12 protein-coding genes, 1 pseudogene and 1 riboswitch are annotated in these 18012 nt (G+C 73.4%); of the genes and pseudogenes, 2 read left to right on the forward strand and 11 right to left on the reverse strand.

The features are described from left to right. Positions 1 to 155: 155 nt before the first annotated feature. Positions 156 to 2714, forward strand: coding sequence for an FtsX-like permease family protein (locus AB0Q99_RS33400; protein ID WP_363577867.1), 2559 nt, complete (start codon positions 156 to 158; stop codon positions 2712 to 2714). Positions 2715 to 2902: 188 nt separating this feature from the next. On the opposite strand, the gene AB0Q99_RS33405 is transcribed toward AB0Q99_RS33400, so the two are convergent. The 7 genes and pseudogenes from AB0Q99_RS33405 to AB0Q99_RS33435 all read right to left on the reverse strand — a co-directional run bounded on the left by AB0Q99_RS33405 (position 2903) and on the right by AB0Q99_RS33435 (position 11064). Further along, positions 2903 to 4270: an NAD(P)/FAD-dependent oxidoreductase gene (locus AB0Q99_RS33405; protein ID WP_363577869.1), complete on the reverse strand. Its 1368-nt coding sequence runs from the start codon at positions 4268 to 4270 to the stop codon at positions 2903 to 2905. Between the two features lie 428 nt (positions 4271 to 4698). After that, positions 4699 to 5634 carry a Ppx/GppA phosphatase family protein gene (locus tag AB0Q99_RS33410; RefSeq protein ID WP_363577907.1) on the reverse strand — a complete coding sequence of 312 codons (936 nt, stop codon included), beginning with the start codon at positions 5632 to 5634 and terminating at the stop codon, positions 4699 to 4701. A 209-nt stretch (positions 5635 to 5843) separates the two neighbouring features. Then, positions 5844 to 6359 (reverse strand): annotated as a pseudogene (locus tag AB0Q99_RS33415) (DUF501 domain-containing protein); the annotation flags it as partial. Further along, positions 6331 to 6810: a septum formation initiator family protein gene (locus tag AB0Q99_RS33420; RefSeq protein ID WP_363577871.1), complete on the reverse strand. Its 480-nt coding sequence runs from the start codon at positions 6808 to 6810 to the stop codon at positions 6331 to 6333. The gene AB0Q99_RS33420 and the pseudogene AB0Q99_RS33415, both read right to left, overlap by 29 nt. Before the next feature lie 158 nt (positions 6811 to 6968). Further along, on the reverse strand, positions 6969 to 8258 hold the full coding sequence (eno, locus tag AB0Q99_RS33425; protein WP_363577873.1) for a phosphopyruvate hydratase: 1290 nt from the start codon (positions 8256 to 8258) through the stop codon (positions 6969 to 6971). Between the two features lie 271 nt (positions 8259 to 8529). Further along, a complete protein-coding gene (locus AB0Q99_RS33430; protein WP_363577875.1) occupies positions 8530 to 9336 on the reverse strand; it encodes a transglycosylase family protein in 807 nt (268 codons plus the stop codon). Between the two features lies 1 nt (position 9337). Then, positions 9338 to 9505, reverse strand: a riboswitch (cyclic di-AMP (ydaO/yuaA leader). A gap of 242 nt (positions 9506 to 9747) precedes the next feature. Continuing rightward, positions 9748 to 11064: a cytochrome P450 gene (locus tag AB0Q99_RS33435; protein WP_363577877.1), complete on the reverse strand. Its 1317-nt coding sequence runs from the start codon at positions 11062 to 11064 to the stop codon at positions 9748 to 9750. Positions 11065 to 11329: 265 nt separating this feature from the next. Here AB0Q99_RS33435 and AB0Q99_RS33440 point away from each other — a divergent pair, with 265 nt between their 5' ends. Further along, the gene (locus tag AB0Q99_RS33440; RefSeq protein WP_363577879.1) at positions 11330 to 11755 is read left to right on the forward strand and encodes an SDR family NAD(P)-dependent oxidoreductase; all 426 of its coding nucleotides are present in this window, start codon (positions 11330 to 11332) and stop codon (positions 11753 to 11755) included. Between the two features lie 70 nt (positions 11756 to 11825). On the opposite strand, the gene AB0Q99_RS33445 is transcribed toward AB0Q99_RS33440, so the two are convergent. The 4 genes from AB0Q99_RS33445 to AB0Q99_RS33460 all read right to left on the reverse strand — a co-directional run bounded on the left by AB0Q99_RS33445 (position 11826) and on the right by AB0Q99_RS33460 (position 17901). Further along, entirely contained in the window at positions 11826 to 12848 is a 1023-nt protein-coding gene (locus tag AB0Q99_RS33445; RefSeq protein WP_363577881.1) for a MazG family protein, read from the reverse strand. A 259-nt stretch (positions 12849 to 13107) separates the two neighbouring features. After that, positions 13108 to 14805 carry a serine/threonine-protein kinase gene (locus AB0Q99_RS33450; protein WP_363577883.1) on the reverse strand — a complete coding sequence of 566 codons (1698 nt, stop codon included), beginning with the start codon at positions 14803 to 14805 and terminating at the stop codon, positions 13108 to 13110. Then, the gene (locus tag AB0Q99_RS33455) at positions 14802 to 15509 is read right to left on the reverse strand and encodes a hypothetical protein (protein ID WP_363577885.1); all 708 of its coding nucleotides are present in this window, start codon (positions 15507 to 15509) and stop codon (positions 14802 to 14804) included. Before AB0Q99_RS33455 ends, AB0Q99_RS33450 begins: the two co-directional genes overlap by 4 nt. A 187-nt stretch (positions 15510 to 15696) precedes the next feature. Further along, positions 15697 to 17901, reverse strand: coding sequence for an N-6 DNA methylase (locus AB0Q99_RS33460; protein ID WP_363577887.1), 2205 nt, complete (start codon positions 17899 to 17901; stop codon positions 15697 to 15699). Positions 17902 to 18012: the final 111 nt, after the last annotated feature.

An 18012-nucleotide genomic window follows, 5' to 3' on the forward strand; every position in this document is an offset into this window, starting at 1 on the left:
CACCGCCGACACCGTCCTGGACCGCATGCGCCGCTTCGACGCCAAGGGCCGCACCAGCTAGGGCCACCACCGGTCAGGGCCCGACAGCCCGCGGCCCCACGCGCCCGCACCCCCGAAGCCCCGCAGCACGCCCACCGACCTTCCCAGGACACCCCATGTATCGCACCGCACTGCGCAACGTGCTGGCCCACAAGGGCCGACTGCTCATGACGGCGCTGGCCGTCATGCTCGGCACCGCCTTCGTGGCGGGCACCATGGTCTTCTCCGACACCTTCGGCAAGGCCATGCGGGACAGCAACTCCAAGAGCTACTCGGACGTTTCGGTCCAGGTGGTGGACCGCGCGGCCGGCTCCGACGCGACCGCCAAGCAGAAGAGCGAAGGCGGCTCGGCCGCGCTCACCGACGCCACCGTCCAGCAGCTGGCCGCCCTCCCGGGCACCGCCACCGCGCGCGGCCTGGTGAGCGGCTTCACCGGCGTCGCCGACAGGCAGGGCAACCTGATCGGCCAGTTCTGGGCCGCCAAGGGCGCCAACTTCGCGCCCGGCCAGGACGGCAAGGACCCGCGCTACCCGATGGCCGAGGGCCAGGGCCCGAAGAACGGCAAGGAGGTCGCGCTCGACCGCAAGACCGCCGAGAAGGCGGGCTACAAGGTCGGCGACACCGTGCGGGTGGCCGCCAACGGCCCGGTGATCGAGGCGAAGCTCACCGGCGTCTTCACCACCGACGACCCGGTGGTGAACACCGGCGGCACGCTCACCCTGTTCGACCGCACCACCGCCCAGCAGCTGCTCCTGGAGCCGGGCCGCTACAGCGGCATCGTGCTCACCGCCAAGCCCGGCACCTCCGAGGAGGCGCTGCTCGCCCAGGTCCAGCCCAAGGTGTCGGCCGGCCGCCAGTTCGACGTCGAGACCGGCACCAAGCTCAAGGCCGACGAGCAGAGCAAGGTCGCCAAGAACACCGGCAGCATGCGCACCATGCTGCTGGTCTTCGCCGGCATCTCGCTCTTCGTCGGCATCTTCATCATCGCCAACACCTTCACCATGCTGGTCGCCCAGCGCACCAAGGAGCTCGCGCTGCTGCGGGCCATCGGCGCCAGCCGCAAGCAGGTCACCCGCTCGGTGCTGGTCGAGGCCCTGGCGATCGGCACCGTCTCGGCGGTGGCCGGCCTGGCCGCGGGCGTCGGGATCGGCGCGGGGATGCAGTCCCTGATCGTCGGTCTGAACGAGAGCATGCCGAGCGGCGCCCTGGTGATCAAGCCGCTCACCATCGCGGTGACCCTGGTGGTCGGCGTCGTGGTGACGGTGCTGTCGGCCCTGCTGCCGGCCCTGCGGGCGGCCCGGATCGCCCCGGTGGCCGCGATGAGCAGCGGTGACCAGCCCACCTCGCACAAGAGCCTGGTGGTCCGCAACACGATCGGCTCGCTGCTCGCCGCCGGCGGCCTGGCCCTGATCGGCTACGGCGCCTCGACCGGCAACACCGACGGCCGGCTGCCGGTCGGCGTGGGCGCCTTCCTGTCCCTGATCGGCGTGTTCGTCCTGCTGCCGCTGCTCTCCCGCCCGGTGGTGGCGCTGCTCGGCCCGCTGCTGCGCGGCCTCGGCGGCATGCCCGGCAAGCTCGCCCAGCAGAACGCGGTGCGCAACCCGCGCCGGACGGCGGCCACCGCCGCCGCGCTCACCATCGGCCTGACCCTGGTCAGCGGCCTCACCGTGATCGGCGCCTCGGTGAACGCCGTGGTGGACCGGGCCGTCACCAGCACGATGAAGGCCGACTACGTCGTCTCGGCCGCCAACGGCATGAGCCTCTCCGAGCAGGTGCCCGCGCAGATCGCCAAGGCGCCCGGGGTGGCGGCCTCCTCGCCGCTGACCAGTACCTACTGGGAGCTGAACGGCACCGGAAAGGCGGTCACCGGCCTGGACACGGCGAGCTTCGGCCAGCTGGTCGACATCCAGCTGACCAGCGGCTCCGCCGCCGCGCTCGGCAAGGGCCAGCTGCTGGTGGACGAGGACGTCGCCAAGAAGTTCAAGGTCACCACCGGCACGACGATGAACGTCTCCTACCCGGACGACACCACCGGGCAGCTCACCGTCGGCGGCGTGTACAAGACGGGCGGCATGCTCGGCCCGGTCCTGCTGGCCAACAGCGAGATCACCAAGCACGAGCCGAAGCCGTACATCGCCGACGTCCTGGTCAAGGGCAAGGACGGCGCCACCGGCGCGCTCAAGCAGTCGCTCAAGGACGCCACCGGCGCCAACCCGGTGATCGAGGTGAAGTCCCAGCAGGACGTCCGCGACGACTTCAGCAAGACCATCACCTTCGCGCTGAACCTGATGTACGGCCTGCTCGGGATGGCGGTCCTGATCGCGATCCTGGGCGTGGTCAACACGCTGGCGATGTCGGTCTTCGAGCGCAAGCGCGAGATCGGGATGCTGCGGGCGATCGGCCTGGACCGCCGGGGCATCAAGCGGATGGTCCGTCTGGAGTCCGTGGTGATCTCGGTGTTCGGCGCCGGCATCGGCCTGGTCCTCGGCTGCTTCATCGCCTGGGCGATCAACGGCACCCTGAAGTCCACCCTGTCCGGCCTGACCACCGTCCTGCCGTACGGCCAGCTGGCGATGTTCCTGGCGCTGGCCGGGGTGGTCGGCCTGGTGGCCGCGATCTGGCCGGCCCGCCGGGCCTCCAAGCTGGACATCCTGTCGAGCATCAAGACCGACTGACACCCGTCGACCGGTCCCGGTCACACAGAGAGCCCCTGCCGGAGGATTTCGGCAGGGGCTCCTCTACTGCTGTACTCCGCCCGGTCGCACGGCCGGCTGAGCACCACGGAGGTCGTGGTCCGGCAACACTGCCGGGCGGAGGGCCTCCGACTCATACCCCGGTGCTCCCACACCGGGGTCTCAGTCGCTTACTTGCTGGCGAGTTCCTTGTCGGCGACCGGCTTGGCGGCCTCGACGGGCTTGGTGGGCGGGGTGACCTCCTGGATCGGGAGCTGCGGCTTCTCCATCTGGGAGAGGCCGACCATCTCGCGCTTCAGGAACATCGCGAGGGTCCAGTCGGTGAAGACCCGGACCTTGCGGTTGAAGGTCGGCACCATCGCGCCGTGGTACAGGCGGTGGAACCACCAGGCCGGACGGCCCTTCAGCTTGTACTTGCCGAAGAGGATCGCGACGCCCTTGTGCAGGCCGAGACCGGCGACCGCACCGAGGTTCTTGTGCTTGTACTCCTTCTGCGGGAAGCCGCGCATGCCGGAGATGACGTTGTCGCCGAGGACGACGGCCTGACGGCAGGCGTGCTGCGCGTTCGGCGGGCACCAGGCGCCCTCGCCGGAGGCGAGGTCCGGGACCTGGGCGTTGTCGCCGGCGGCCCAGACGTAGTCGAAGCCCTGGACCTGGAGGGTCGGCGCGGCGTCGACGTGGCCGCGCGGGCCCAGCGGCAGGCCGAACTCGGCCAGCACCGGGTTGGGCTTCACGCCGGCCGTCCACACGATGGTGGCGGCGTCCATCTCCATGCCGTTCTTCAGCATGACGTGGCCGTCGACGCAGGAGTCCATCGAGGTCTCGATGTAGACCTCGATGTTCCGCTCCTCGAGCTTCTCCTTGGTCCACAGACCGAGGTCCGGGCCCATCTCGGGGAGGATGCGGTTGGCGGCCTCGACGACCACGAAGCGCATGTCGTCGCGGCTGACGGTCCGGTACAGCTTGGCGGCGTCGCGCGCCATGTCCTCGATCTCGGCGATCGTCTCGATGCCGGCGAAGCCACCACCGATGACGACGAAGGTCAGGGCCTTGCGGCGGACCTCCTCGTTCGTGGTGGACTCGGCCTTGTCGAGCTGGGCCATGACGTGGTTGCGGAGGCCGATGGCCTCCTCGACCGTCTTCATGCCGATGCCGTTCTCCGCCAGACCCGGGATCGGGAAGGTGCGGGAGACCGAGCCGGTCGCGACGACCAGGTACTCGAAGGGCAGCTCGTAGCTGTCGCCGGCCGCCGGCTGGATGGTGGCGACCTTGCGGGCGTGGTCGATGCCGGTGACGGACCCGGTCAGCACCTCCGCCTGCTTGAGGGCGCTGCGCAGCGGCGCGACGAGGTTGCGGGGCGCGACGTTGCCGCCGGCCGCCTCGGGGAGGAAGGGCAGGTACGTCATGTACGACCGCGGGTCCACGACCGTGACGGTCGCTTCGCCGTAGCGCATCTTCTTGAGGATGCGCATCGCGGCATACAGGCCGACGTAACCACCGCCGACAATGAGGATGCGAGGACGCTCCGTGGTGCTCATATCCGAAAGTATCCAGTACCGTCCGGAGCAGCCTTCGTGAGCCCGGTCACAAGCTCATGGACACCCCGTGCTACACTACGCGGCCGCAAATCCGGCCCCGGCACGGGTGCTCACACCCCTTCACGCCCCCTCGTGAACGTGCGCCGGAGCACCACCCTGCTGAGCAGCAACGATCCGTACGGGGCCCGGGTTCCCGCATGTGATTCCGATTTTCAAACCCTGAACGAGCCCTGGCCTGCGATCCAGCGAGCCGGGCGACCGGGAAGCCTTCGGTCCCACAATTCGGACGTAGCGGGCGAGTCTGTGCGGCGAATGGCCCGATCGTCATGTGAAGAAATTCACGAACTTTCTCGCACGCGCCCGGGCGCGCCCCGGCCCCGGCTCCCCGAAAGGGGCGCCGGGGCCGGTCGGGTAAGCCCCGCAGCAGGTCAGGAGGCGATACCCCAGGCGATCCCGTCCAGGATGTCGTGCTCGCTCACGACCACCTCGGCGGCGCCGGTCCGGTCCATGATCTCCAGCAGCTCCAGCGCCCCGGCCGCGATCACGTCCACCCGGCCCGGGTGCATCGACGGGATGGCCGCGCGCTCGGCGTGGGTCGCGGCCAGCAGCTCGCGGGAGATCCCGGCGACCCGTTCGCGGCTGATCCGCGAGTGGTGGATCGCCGCCGAGTCGTAGTCCGGCAGGCCCAGGGCGATCGCGGACACCGTGGTGACCGTCCCGGCCAGGCCCACCAGGGTGGCCGCGCCGGTCAGCGGGACGACCTCCTCGGCCTTGTCCAGCTCGGCCCGCACGTGCGCCCGGGCCTCCTCGACCTGCTCCGCGGAGGGCAGTTCGGCACCGCCGAAGTGCCGCTCGGTGAGCCGCACGCAGCCGATGTCCACCGAGCGCGCCGCCTGCACGTCGTCCGCGCCGAGGACGAACTCGGTCGAGCCGCCGCCGAGGTCGAAGACCAGGTACGGGGCCGGGAACCGGTCACCCGTCAGCTCCTTGGTGGCGCCCAGGAAGGACAGTCGCGCCTCCTCCTCGCCGCTCACCACCTCGGGCTCGACGCCCAGGGCGTCGCGCACGCCCTTGACGTACTCGTCGCTGTTCTCGGCGTCCCGGGAGGCGCTGGTCGCGACGAAGCGCACCCGCTCCGGGCCGACGCCGAAACCGGCGATGATCGCCTGGTACTCCCGGCAGGCCGCGAAGGTGCGGGCCAGCGCGTCGGGGTGCAGACGACCGGTCCGGTCCACGCCCTGGCCCAGCCGGTTGACGATCATCCGGCGGTCGAGGTCGGTGATCTCCCCGGTCTCCGGGTCGAGGTCGGCGACCAGCAGCCGGATCGAGTTGGTGCCGCAGTCGATCGCGGCCACCCGGGTCATGGTCACTGCGACTCCCGCTGCCCGTCGGCGTCCTGCGCCGTCCCGTCCTGCTCGGCGTCCTGCTCGGCGTCCTGCTCGGCGTCCTCCGCGGCGCGCTTCTTGGCGGCGCGCTCGGCGGTCTTCTGCTGCTTGGCGGCGATCACGGCCTCGTGGTCCTGGTCCTTGGCGCGGTTGCGGGTGACCCGCTCACCGGCGGCCTGCACCTCGGCCGGGGAGACGCACGGGCCCTTGGCCCACCAGTCCTCCAGCATGCCGATCGCCTCGTCGCCCAGCGGGTTGACGCCCTCTCCGGCCGCCAGCGAGTGGCCGACCAGCACGTGCAGGCACTTCACCCGGTCCGGCATGCCGCCGGCGCTCGGGAAGCCCTCCAGCACCTCGATCGCGTCGCGCCGGGCGATGTAGTCCTCGTGCGCCTTCTGATAGGCGGCGGCCAGCTCCGGGTCCTCGGCGAGCCGGGCGGTCTGGTCCTTCATCACACCTTCCGCCTCCAGGGTGCCGATCAGCGAGGCGGCCTTGGGGCAGGTCAGGTAGTACAGCGTCGGGAACGGCGTGCCGTCCGGCAGCCGGGGCGCCGTCTCCACGACGTCCGGGTTGCCGCAGGGGCAGCGGTGGGCCACGCCGCGCAGGCCGCGCGGCACCCGGCCGAGCTGGGCGGCGATGGCCGCGACGTCGGCGTCGGAGACGGTGGGGTGGTTCTCAGTGGTCATGGGGGGAGGTGTCTCCAACGGAGGACGGTGGGAGCGGAAGGGGGGTGGCGGGGGCCGGCGCGGCGCGGTCGGCGGCGTCGACCGAGTCCCAGATACCGGCGTACCAGGGCTTGGCGGCGTTCGCCTGACCGGCTGCCGCACCGGTGGCGGGGGCACCCGCGGAGGAGGAGGGCCTGGCGGAGGCCTGGCCGGCCGGATCCACCGCGATGTACGGGGTCTCCCCCGGCACCGCGTAGTGCAGCCGGGCGCGCGCCTGCGCCTTGACGTACTCCGGGTCCTGCCAGCGGGCCTTGTCCCGGCGCAGCTGCTCGACCTGCTGGCGCGCGTGGTCGGCCTTCGCCCGCTGGGCGGAGATCTCGGCGCGCTGGGAGATGAACTGCCGCGTGGGGTACGCGAGGATCGCCACCAGTGAGCAGAGCACCAGGACGAGGACGGTCGCCCGGCTCGTGAACCGAGGCCGGGCCGCCAAGCCCGGGATCCTCCAGCCAGCCATCTCCCGTATCCCCTCCTGGTCGCGACGGTGCCCCGCCGTCCACCCTACGGGGTGAACGGCGGGGCACCGGTCAGGCTGGCGCGACCTCGCGGTCCCGGCCCTCGTGCTCGCCGGGCTCGACGAGCACGCCGTGCTTACTGGTCCGCGGAGCGGAAGCGCGGGAAGGCGCCGCGGCCGGCGTACTCGGCGGCGTCGTCGAGGATCTCCTCGATGCGCAGCAGCTGGTTGTACTTGGCGACGCGCTCGGAGCGGGCCGGGGCGCCGGTCTTGATCTGGCCGCAGTTGGTGGCGACGGCCAGGTCGGCGATGGTGACGTCCTCGGTCTCGCCGGAGCGGTGCGACATCATGCAGCGGTAGCCGTTGCGCTGGGCCAGCTCGACGGCGTCCAGGGTCTCGGTCAGCGAACCGATCTGGTTCACCTTCACCAGCAGCGCGTTGGCGGTGCCGGTCTCGATGCCCTTGGCCAGGCGGGCCGGGTTGGTGACGAACAGGTCGTCGCCGACCAGCTGGACCTTGTCGCCCAGCTTGACGGTCATGGCCTTCCAGCCGTCCCAGTCCGACTCGTCCAGCGGGTCCTCGATGGAGACCAGCGGGTAGGCGGCGACCAGCTCGGCGTAGTACTCGATGAGCTCGGCGGCCGACAGGGCCTTGCCCTCGAACTGGTAGGCGCCGTCGTTGTAGAACTCGGAGGCGGCGACGTCCAGGGCCAGCGCGATGTCACGGCCGGGCACGTAGCCGGCCTTCTGGATGGCCTCGGTGATCAGGTCCAGGGCCTCGCGGTTGCTGTCCAGGTTCGGCGCGAAGCCGCCCTCGTCGCCGAGGCCGGTGGACAGGCCGCGCTCCTTCAGCACGCCCTTGAGGGTGTGGTAGACCTCGACGCCCCAGCGGACGGCCTCGGAGAAGGACTCCGCGCCGATCGGGGCGATCATGAACTCCTGGATGTCGACGTTGGAGTCCGCGTGCGAGCCGCCGTTGAGGATGTTCATCATCGGGACCGGCAGGACGTGCGCGTTCGGGCCGCCCAGGTAGCGGAACAGCGGCAGGTCGCTGGCCTCGGAGGCGGCGTGCGCGACGGCCAGCGAGACGCCCAGGATGGCGTTGGCGCCGAGCGAGGACTTGTCCGGGGTGGCGTCCAGGTCCAGCATGGCCTGGTCGATCAGGCGCTGCTCGGTGGCGTCGTAGCCGACCAGCTCCGGGCCGATCTGCTCGATGACGGCCAGGACGGCCTTCTCGACGCCCTTGCCGAAGTAGCGGTTCTTGTCACCGTCGCGCAGCTCCAGCGCCTCGAAGGCACCGGTGGAGGCACCCGACGGGACAGCGGCACGACCCGTGCTGCCGTCGTCGAGGCCGACCTCGACCTCGACCGTGGGGTTGCCGCGCGAGTCGAGGATCTCACGGGCTACGACGACATCGATGGACGGCACGAGGCATCTCCTTGCGGAAGCAGGGTCCGGGCGGCGGTGGTGCTGCCGGCTGAACGATTGCGGAGTCGTTACGGACCAGAGCCTAACCGCCCGGGCTCCCGGGGCCACGTCGGCCTCGGTCCCGTCTCAGCGTGTGGCCCCACTACCCACCGGTAGTTCACCTGCTTGTCCCAGCTTGTCCCACCGGGGCGGGCGAATGCGGACGAAGGGGGCCGGCGGCGCCGACCCCCTCTCCGCACCCCGGACACCGCCGGGGCCGGTGCGGACGGGCTCAGCCGAGGTGCAGGACCTGGCCGGGCATGATCAGGTCCGGGTCGCCGCCGACCGTGCCGCGGTTGCCGTCGTAGAGCGCGTGCCAGCCGCCGGACACGCCCTGGGCGGTGGCGATGGACGACAGGGTGTCACCGGAGCGGACGGTGTAGTCGTGGCCGGTCTGCGTGGTCGGGGCCGCCGGCTGGTCGGCGCGCGGGGCCGCGTGCTTGGGGACGTACTGCTGCGCCGCCTGGTCGACGGGCTTCTCGGCCTGCGCGGGCGCGGCGTGCTTGGGGGCCTGCTTCTGGGCGGGCTTCTCGGCAGGCTTCTGCACCGGGTTCTGGACCGGCTTCTCCGCCGGCTTCTGGGCCTGGCGCTTGGGCGTCTGCTGCTGCGGGGCGGACTGCGGCTTGGCGTCCGAGGAGGTGTCGACGGCGGCCGGGGCGCCGCCCTTGCTCAGCCCCGCCTTCTTGGAGCACACGGGCCAGGCGCCCGGGCCCTGCGAGGCGAGCACCTTCTCGGCGATCGCGATCTGCTGGCCCTTGCTGGCCTGGTTGGCCTGCGGCGCGAACGCGGTGCCGCCGTACGCCTTCCACGTGCTGGAGGTGAACTGCAGGCCGCCGTAGAAGCCGTTGCCGGTGTTGATGCTCCAGTTGCCGCCGCTCTCGCACTGGGCGACGGAGTCCCAGGTGGAGGCGGGGGCGGCGGAGGCACCGGTGGCGGTGAGGAGCGGCATCGCGAGTCCGACGCCGGCCACACCGGCGACGGCGATGGCCTTCTCGGCCTGGGTGCGACGACGGTGACGGCCAGATCCAACGAACAGCATGAAGGTCCCTCTCCACACGCCTGCGAGGTGAGCTGTCGGGTTCGGACCGGGAGGTGGCCCGGCCGCCGTGCGCGGAAACGATTCCGCTCGGGCGGCTTCACCCCAAGCCGTGGGGACGGCAACAAACCTGGTTCCCCCGCCCCTGCCCAGGGTCTGGTCGGTTTCCCGTGCGCGGCGGGCAGGATTCGGCGTTCCGCGCACGAGGTCCGCAGCTGCGAACTCCAGGGAGACTAGACAGATCCTCAGACCAATCACAAGCTCATATCACCGATATCACACAGAAATTACGGCGCGTGCCCGATCGCCTACCAACCGAGTCGCTATGTCCGGGTTGATGGTTGTTCACACCCCGCCCGACGACGATCGGGCGACGCTCCGTCAGTGCGCCGTCCGGCGTTTCGTCACCTTGTGTCAGTGTGTCGGAGGCGCATAAGGGGAGTGCGGAGGCGTGTGCGGGGAGCGGCTCTCCGGACTGAATTCGACCGGAAGTTCGCGCAGACCACGCATGATCAGGCCACCGCGCCAGCGCAGATTCTCCGGGCTTTCCGCGAGCCGCAGATCCGGCAGCCGGGAAAGCAGCGTGGCCAGCGCGGCACGCCCCTCCAGGCGGGCCAGCGGGGCACCGATGCAGTAGTGGATGCCGTGCCCGAACCCCAGGTGGGGATTGTCCTTCCGGGCCAGGTCCAGGGTGTTCTCGTCCGCGAACCGGGCCGGATCGCGGTCCGCGGCGGCCAGCACCACCAGCACCGGATCGCCGACCGGGATGTCCACCCCGCCGATGGTCAGCGGCCGCGTCGCGAACCGCCAGGTCGCCATCTCCACCGGCCCGTCGTAGCGCAGGAGTTCCTCGATCCCCGTCTCCAGCAGCGCGCTCTCCCCGCGCGCCACCGACTCCTGCAGCAGCCGGCGCTGCTCCGGGTCGCGCAGCAGCGCGTACGTCCCGTTGCCGATGAGGTTCACGGTCGTCTCGAAGCCCGCGAAGAGGAGGATGAAAGCCATCGCCGCGGCCTCGTTCTCGGTCAGGTGCTCACCGTGGTCGCTCGCCCGGATCAGACCCGAGATCAGGTCGTCCCCGAGGTCCGCCCGCTTGCGGTGGATCAGCTCCAGCAGGTACGCCCGCATCCGCTTCACCGCCCGCCCCACACCACCGCGTTGACCGCCCCCGTGCCGGATCATCATCCCGGCCCAGTCGCGGAAGTCGTCCTGGTCCTCGGCCGGCACGCCCAGCAGGTCACAGATCGCGTAGATGGGGAGCGGGAAGGCGAACTCGTGGATCAGGTCCGCCGAACCGCGCTGCGCGAAACCGTCGATCAGCCGGTCGGTGAGCTGCTGCACCCGCGGCTCGAACTCGGCCACCCGGCGCGGGGTGAACGCCTTCGACACCAGTCGGCGCAGCCGGGTGTGGTCCGGCGGGTCGATGTTCAGCAGGTGCGTCATCAGGTCCGCCTGCCGCTCCCCCGGAATGCCCACCCGGCCGGTGCGGTGCGCCTGCTCGCTGTGGTGCGCCGGGTTCTTCGACAGCCGGCCGTCCGCGAGCGCCTGCCGGGCGTCCGCGTACCTGGTCACCAGCCAGGCCTCCACGCCGCTCGGCAGCGTGGTGCGGTGCACCGGGGCGTGCTCGCGCAGCCAGGCGTAGGCGGGGTACGGGTCGGCGGCGAACTCCCAGGTGAACAGCTGCGGAGCGGTGGGGTCGGGCTGGGCCCCGGCGGGGTCGGGTTGAGCTGGCATGGGTCGACCGTATCCGGTGGGCGCGCGCCCCCTTCGTCAACGGTGCGCGGCTCCTCCGTCGACGGCGTGCGACGGGCGCGCCAACGCTCCGTGGACGACCCGTGGACGGTCCGTGGACAGCTCTTGGACAGCTCTTGGCCGCACGGCGGGCGTGAGTCTGGTCACCTGAGGGGTAATCCCTGTTGCGGAGGGTCAGGACGTGCCTACGATCCTCCGCAGTACGCGTGGGCGCCGGTGCGGTGTCGTCCACAGGGAGGAGCAGACCATGCGGGTCAGCGGGTCAGTCGTCGTCATCGCGGTCCTCGACGGCGGGTCGGGCACCGACCTCGCCCGCCGGTTCGCCGCGGCCGGCGCCGCCGGAATGCTGATCGCCGACCAGCACGTCGGCATCGCCGAGGACCTCGCCGCCGAGCTCGACCGGACGGGATGCCCCGTGGTCGGCGTGTCCGGCGACATCCGCCGCCCCAGCGACGTCGCCGCCCTCGTCGACACCGCGGAGAAGCACCTCGGGCCGATCGACCTCTTCGCCGTCGCGGGCCCGGACGGCGAGCGGATCATCTCCCTCGCCGACCTGCCCGACCACCTCGACCTGGAGCGGCTCGCCGAACTCGTCGTCCTCGTCGGCGAGGCCATCGGTGAGCTCGTCCCGCCGCAGCGGTGCCCGGCCGACAGCACCGCCAAGGCGGCCTGAGCGCCCGGGCCTTCGGGCCCTGGCTCCGGCTTGGGGTCCTACTCCGGCTTGAGGCTCTGGGTTTGAAGCTCTACTCCGGCTTGAGCCCCTCGGCCGCGCGCACCGCGTCCCGGTAACCGCGCGCGGCCGAGCGCAGCGCCGCGTCCACGTCCACCCCGGCGTCGTAGGCCCGCTGCACCACCGCGAGCAGCAGCCTGCCCGCCGACTCCGCCGTCAGCTCGGCCGGCAGCTCGTAGGGCTCGTCCGGCACGCCCGTGAAGCCCGCCCGACGCACCCGGGACACCAGCTTCGCCGCGTACGCCAGCGCGGGCAGCCCGGCCGGCACACCGTCCAGCACCGACTCGCGGTCCGACTTCTCCGCCGCCTTCAGCTGCTCCCAGTTCGCCTCCACCTCGGCGGCGCCCTCGGCCTCGACGTCCCCGAACACATGCGGATGCCGGTACATCAGCTTCTCCACGATGTCACCGGCCACGTCGTCGACGGTGAACGGCTCCGTCGGGTGCTCCTCGGCGATCCGGGAGTGGAAGAACACCTGGAGCAGCACGTCGCCCAGCTCCTCGCGCAGCGTCTCCCGGTCCCCCTCCTCGATCGCCTCGACCAGCTCGTAGGCCTCCTCGACCAGGTACTTCACCAGGCTCTCGTGGGTCTGCTCGGCGTCCCACGGGCATCCGCCCGGCGAGCGGAGCCGGTCCATCACCGTCACCAGGTCCAGCAGCCGCGACCCCGGCAGGTCGTACGAGCCCGGCAGCACCTCGATCTCCGGCACCTCGCCCGCCCGCTCCACCGCCAGCCGCGCCAGCGCGTCGGTCAGCCCCGGATCCCCGTCCGGGCCGCCCAGCCACACCGTCGCCCCGGCCCCGGCGGGCTGCTCGGTCAGCAGCCGGGCCAGCGCGGGCGCCGACCCGGCCGACACCACCTCCACCACGACCCCGGCCTGCCGCACCGCGGCCACCTGCGGATGCCCCTCGTCCCCCACCAGCACCCGCCCCGCCGCCCGCAGCGCCTCCCACGCCGGCCACGCCAGCAAGCCGGGAGCCACCCGGTGGGTGGTGGTCAGCAGAATCAACTTGGCGCCCGGAACATTCGTCGTCACACCCCGAACCTACCCGCCCACCACCCCCCACCACGGCCGTCACCCCACCCACCCCGACAGCCACCACTCCCGATCGCCCCCGGCCGACCGTTCAGCCATCCCCCACGGCCCAGAAGAGGCCGGAGCACCAGCGGCGAGCACGGAAGCCCCACCGCCCCGCGCACAGGAAGTCGGACGACCGCCGACCTCTCACTCCCCGCTCCGTGGGCGATCTGCAGGGGAGTGGGCGGAGGGGCGGGGACGGGTCGGAGGCCTCGGGTCAGCGGGGTGGTGGGGGCCAGGGGGTGGGGTGGAGGGTGGAGAGGGATTGGCGGAGGCGGCGGACGGTGGGGTGGTGGGGGCCGTCGCGGCGTTCGCGTTCGAGGAGGACGGGGAGCAGCCACTGCCAGGCGGTCTGGGGGTCGCCGGCGGCGGCGAGGTGGAGGCCGATGCGCTCGCGGAGGTCGTAGGTGCGCTCGGGGTCGGTGTCGAGGCCGGATTCGAGGCGGGCGGTGTGGGCGGTGAGGAGGGCCTGGTACTCGGCGAGGGCGTCGGCGCCGTGGCCGAGGTGGTCGAGGCAGAGGGCGGCGCGGTAGCGGTGGTCGAGGCCCTGGGGGCCGTGCGGGCCGCCGTCGGCGGTGGCGGCGAGGCGGCGGTACTCGGGGAGGGCCTGCTGGGGGTGGCCCTCGTGCAGGAGGGTGCGGGCGTAGATGGTGCGGATGGTGCGCACCAGGGGTGCGGCGTCGCCGAGTTCGGCCTCGGCGCGGGGCAGCAGGTGGGCGGCGAGACCGAGGACCTCGGCGTGGCGGCCGGCGTCCACGAGGTCGGAGAGGCGGGCGCACTGGGCGCCCAGGTCGGGGAGCGACGGCGGCGGGGTGGCGGGAGCCGGTGGAACGGCCGGCGCCGCCGGGACGGGCGTCCGCAGGAAGGGGCGCGGCTCCGAGCGGACGGGCGGCGCGGCGACGGGAACAGCGGCAACGGCGGCGGGCTGCGGCTGGTGCGGGAACCGGTACGGCCGGGCCGGGTCTGGCAGCGGCGTGTAGCGGGGTTGCGGGGCGCCGTCGGCCGGGGGCAGCAGCGGGAGCAGCCGCCCGTACACGGTCTGGGCGTCGGCGGGGCGGTCGGCGGGCTGCTTGGCGAGGAGGTCGAGAACGAGCCGTTCCAGCGGCGGCGGCACCTCGGGGCGCAACTCGCGCAGCGGGACGGGCGGTTCGTCGACGTGCCGGCGCAGGACGCCGAGCGCGGTGGGCGCCCGGAACGGCGCCTCGCCGGCGAGCATCTCGTGCAGCAGGCAGCCGAGCGCGTAGAGGTCGCTGCGCGGGTCGGTGGTGGCGGCGAGGGCCTGTTCGGGGGCCATGTAGGAGGGGCTGCCGACGGGGACGCCGGTGAGGGTGAGGCGGGTGGTCTCGGTGTCGAGGGCGGTGGCGATGCCGAGATCGAGCAGGACGGTGCGGCCGTCCTCGCGGACCATGACGTTGCTGGGCTTGAGGTCGCGGTGGACCACCGGGATGGCGTGGACGGCGGCCAGCGCGCCGCAGAGCTGAGCGGCGACGGCGACCGCGCGTTCGATGGGGAAGGGCGCGTCCTCGGCGATGAGGTCGGCCAGGCTGACGCCCGGGACGCGCTGCATGACGAGATAGAGCTCGCCGCCGCCCTCGCCCCCACCGTCGCCCCCACCGTCGCCCCCGCCCGCGTCCTCGCCCGCGTCGAAGACGGTGACCAGGCCGGGGTGGTCGAGCGCGGCCGTGACCCGGCACTCCCGCAGGAAGCGGCGGCTCAACTCGTCGCTGTGGCGCTTCCGTTCACCGGCGGCGCCGGCACCGGGACCGCCGGGGAGCAGGTGCTCGGGGCGGAGCAGCTTGACCGCGACCTGGCGGTGCAGGCGTTCGTCCTGGGCCGCCCAGACCTGGCCCATGCCACCGTGGCCGATCTTCTCGGTGAGCCGGTAGCGGCCGGCGATCAGGCGGGTGGGGGTCACGGCCGGTCCTCGCGGGCCTGCCGGCGCAGCAACTCGCCGAGCTCGCGCAGGTCGTGGGCGGTCCCGGGGGCCGGGGTGGCGGGCGCGGAGGGAACCGGGGGTGCGATCGGCGCGGGAACGGCGGTCGGCGCGGGAACGCCGTACTCGGGCGTGGTCGCGGTCGGCGCGTACGGCGAGGAGTTCGGCGCAGCGGGCGGCGCCGCGTACGGCGGAACGGGTGCCGCCGGGTAGGGCCCCGGGTAGGGCGCCGGGTACGGCGGTGCCACCTTCGGTGCGGGTCGACCGGCCTCCCAGACCGCGCGGCGGTCCATCAGCAGGAAGTGCGCCGTCGGCGTCAGCCACAGCAGCACCAGGGCGATCCGGCCGGTGAGGTCGGCGGTCGGGTCCTTGAGGGAGCCCGCGACCCCGGCGGAGACGAACACGGTCAACAGCAGCGCGCAGAACACCACCGCGCCGGCGATGTCGTACGCCCGCCTGCGCCGGACCGCCAGCAGCAGCGAGGGGACCACCCCGAGCAGGCCGACCGTCAGCAGCGGGGCCGCCGCGCACGCCACCCGCGCGGGCGTCCCGAGCCGGCCGGGTATCGGGGCCGGCGCCGCCCCCGGCCCTGGCGCCGCACCCAGTACCGTCCCCGGCACCGGGCCCGGCCCGTACGGCGTGCCGCCGGGCGGCGGTCCGAACTGCCCGGGGTACTGCCCTGACATGCGCGCTCCTGAGCTGGTGAGGACCGGCACCGGTGGCGGTGCGAACGGTTCAGCCCACCGTACCGCCCGGTCCGGCCGCCCCGGAGGCCTTCCGTCCGCCCGGTGCCGCATCGGTACCGCCCCGCGACCGCACCGCCGCTGAGCCGCCGTCAGCCCTCGCCGCGCAGGCTGCCGAGCCCGCGCCGGCTCAGTCGACCGGCGGCGCCAGGGTGCCCGTCGCCAGCGCGTCCGTCGCGCCCTGGACGAGGGTGCGGCCGAGGGCGGCGGCCTGGCCGAGCGCGGTGTCGAAGGCGGCGAGGCGGGCGAAGGCGGTGCCGAGCCGCCGCTGGGCGGGGAGCGGGAGCCGGGGCAGTTCGACCCGGCGGATGTCGAGTCGGGCGGTGGTGGTGGCGTGGCTGGCGGCGCGCCGGGTGCCGGCGGTGGAACGGAAGTGGCCGGCCAGGAACTCGGGGTCGAGGGCGGTCGGATCGGGTCGCAGCAGGTGGAGTTGGCGGCCGAGGGCGACGCCGACCAGCGGGCCCTCGGCGGGGACGACGCGGGCGGTGCCGCCGCCGAGGGCGGGCACGAGGACGTCGCCGGGCCGGGTGCGGACGTCCCCGGCGGGGCCGGTTCCGGTGGCGAGGACGGCGCTGGGCGCGGCGCCGGTGGCCAGGTCCTGGTCCGTGACGACGAGGACGCCCTCCGCGCCCGCACCGCCTGCACCACCCGCACCGGAACCCGCCGGGCGGGTGGCGGCGCCGGCCCCGGAGGAGTACACCTCCAGTGCGCCGCCACGGACCAGCTCGCCGACGGTGACCACTCCGACGGGCGCGGCGCCGACCCCCGTACCGCCCTCCGCACCGGCTCCCACACCGCCCCCGGTGCCGGGCTGCGGCAGCAACGTGGCGGGGTCGGCCAGCCCGGCCAGGAGTTCGGCCAACCGGCCGCCGAGGTGGGAGAGTTCGGCCGCGCCGCCGAGCGGGGCGGCGGGCGGGACGTGCCGGGCCGGGGAGAGGTCGGTCTCGTCGTCGAGCAGGTCGATGGCGGCCACGGCCCGGTGGACGCCGGGACGGTCGGCCGGGACCGGCCGTCCCTCCCGGGCGGCCTGGTCGAAGCCCCGCCAGGCGCCCAGGACGGCGCGGCGCAGCTGCGGCCAGTCGACCTTGTCCCGCCCGCCCTCGGGGGCCGGAGCCCCCGCGACCACGGTCGAGGGGGGCACCGCCCCGGCGTCGAGCAGCAGCACCTGGCGGAAGTCGTCCCCCGGCTCGGGCGCGCGCAGCACCCACAGGTGCAGCGGGACGCCGTACGGCGGGGCGGCACCGGCGGGCAGCGCGATGACGGCGCGCAGCGCACCGGAGCGGAGCAGTTCGGCGCGGACGCGGCGGCCGGACCGGCGGGTGGCGACGGTCGGCGGGAGCAGCAGGGCGGCCAGGCCGCCGGGGCGGGTGTGGGCGAGGCAGTGCAGCACCCAGGCGAGTTCGGACTCGCCGCGCGGCGGCACGAGACCGCCGGGCCAGCGGGCGTCGAACTGCAACTCGTCGTGGCCCCAGTCCCGTTCGTTGTACGGGGGCTGGCAGAGCACGGCCTCGAAGGCGGCGCCGGGGTAGCCGTCGGCCCGCAGGGCGTCGCCGGTGCGCAGGTCGAGCGGGAGCGGGCCGGGCTGGTCGGCGGGTGCGTGCAGGGCGAGCCGGAGCCGGGCGAGGGCGGCGGCGACCGGATCGGCGTCCTGGCCGTAGCGGCCGGCGGTCGGCGGGTGGGCGAGCAGGACCGCGCCGAGGCCGACGGCCGGGTCGAGCACGGTGGCGGGGGCGCCGGCGACGGCGGCGAGCAGCTCGGCGGCCTCCGGCGGGGTGGGACTGAGCAGCCGGGTGTTGGCCTCGGCGTGGCGGGTGAGCAGCTGCTCGTACGCGCCGGCCGGGCCGGCCTCGGCGGCGAGCGCGGCGAGCAGTCGGGCGAGGTCCAGCTGGGTGCTGCCGAGCAGGCCGGGGAGGCCCAGGACACGGGCGCCGTCCGGACCGAAGGCGTGAACGGTGGTGTCGGCCACGGCCCGGGGCAGCGCGAGGGCGAGCCGGGTGTCGGGCTGGTCGGCGAGTTCGGTCCAGCGCTCGGGCGCGCGGTGCAGCAGCAGGAGCAGGGCGCCCGCCTCGACCAGCGGGGCGGCGGGGTGGCCGGCCGGGTCGCGGAGGGTGTCGACGAGCTGCCAGGCCCGTTCCAGCAGGGGGAGTTCGGCGATCTTGCCCTGGGCCCGCAGCCAGGAGTCGACCTCGGCGAGCGCGAAGGTCGGGCTGGCGTCGGTGCCGCCGACCGGGCGGGGGAAGTCGGGGTGGCGGCGGCGCCAGTTGCTGACGGCGGCCCGGCCCACACCGGCCAGTCGGGCGATCTCGACGGCGGTCACTTCGGGGCGGTCCGGCACGGGGGCTCCTTCGGTGGGGGTGACCGCACAGCGGGTCCTCGACTGTGACCACACAGCATAGCGACGCGCCCTCTGATCCGAGTTCACATGTGAACAGAGCTCTTTTATGAA

The sequence above is a fragment of the Kitasatospora sp. NPDC086791 genome (assembly GCF_040685975.1).
Lineage (GTDB): Bacteria > Actinomycetota > Actinomycetes > Streptomycetales > Streptomycetaceae > Kitasatospora.

Excerpts from the sequence above, each read along its gene's own strand:
- AB0Q99_RS33400 (WP_363577867.1), top strand. The coding sequence starts at position 156 with ATGTATCGCACCGCACTGCGCAACGTGCTGGCCCACAAGGGCCGACTG.
- AB0Q99_RS33405 (WP_363577869.1), bottom strand. The coding sequence starts at position 4,270 with ATGAGCACCACGGAGCGTCCTCGCATCCTCATTGTCGGCGGTGGTTAC.
- AB0Q99_RS33410 (WP_363577907.1), bottom strand. The coding sequence starts at position 5,634 with ATGACCCGGGTGGCCGCGATCGACTGCGGCACCAACTCGATCCGGCTG.
- AB0Q99_RS33430 (WP_363577875.1), bottom strand. The coding sequence starts at position 9,336 with ATGCTGTTCGTTGGATCTGGCCGTCACCGTCGTCGCACCCAGGCCGAG.
- AB0Q99_RS33435 (WP_363577877.1), bottom strand. The coding sequence starts at position 11,064 with ATGCCAGCTCAACCCGACCCCGCCGGGGCCCAGCCCGACCCCACCGCT.
- AB0Q99_RS33440 (WP_363577879.1), top strand. The coding sequence starts at position 11,330 with ATGCGGGTCAGCGGGTCAGTCGTCGTCATCGCGGTCCTCGACGGCGGG.
- AB0Q99_RS33455 (WP_363577885.1), bottom strand. The coding sequence starts at position 15,509 with ATGTCAGGGCAGTACCCCGGGCAGTTCGGACCGCCGCCCGGCGGCACG.